At 73.0% G+C, this 492-nt stretch carries 1 pseudogene; it reads left to right on the forward strand.

The features are described from left to right. Nucleotides 1-257 (forward strand): annotated as a pseudogene (locus KN815_RS44520) (Acg family FMN-binding oxidoreductase); the annotation flags it as partial. Between the last annotated feature and the right edge of the window lie 235 nt (nt 258-492).

Consider the following 492-nt stretch of genomic DNA (forward strand, 5'->3'; position numbering starts at 1 on the left):
GCACCTCACGCGACCGCCCCGTGGACTGGCTGCGCACCGGCCAGGCGGTGGAGCGGGTGCTGCTGCGGGCCACGCTGGAGGGACTGGCCGCCTCGTTCGTCACCCAGGCCCTCGAATGGCACGACCTGCGCTGGCCACTGCGCGACCCGATGGCGGGCATGGCCTATGTGCAGATGGTGCTGCGGCTGGGATACGGCCCTTCGGGTACGCAGACCCCTCGGCGGCCGGTCCAGGACGTGCTGGACATTGAGCCGTAGTACCGGCCGCGCGTCCCGGAGGAATCGCCCTCAGGCCGTGCGCTCCGCCTCGTCCGGCCCGACGCCCCGGAAGTGGCATTCCACGTCCACGACACCCCCGTGTCCGGCCCGCCGCTGTCCTCCGGCCACCCGGAGACCGTGCCGTTCGTGGGGCGAGGCCCCCGCGGCGGCTCAGCGGCGCACCCGTGGCATCCCCAGGCCGATCCAGGAGATGATCTCCCGCTGGATCTCGTTG

It is taken from the genome of Streptomyces niphimycinicus (assembly GCF_018883605.1).
Lineage (GTDB): Bacteria > Actinomycetota > Actinomycetes > Streptomycetales > Streptomycetaceae > Streptomyces > Streptomyces niphimycinicus.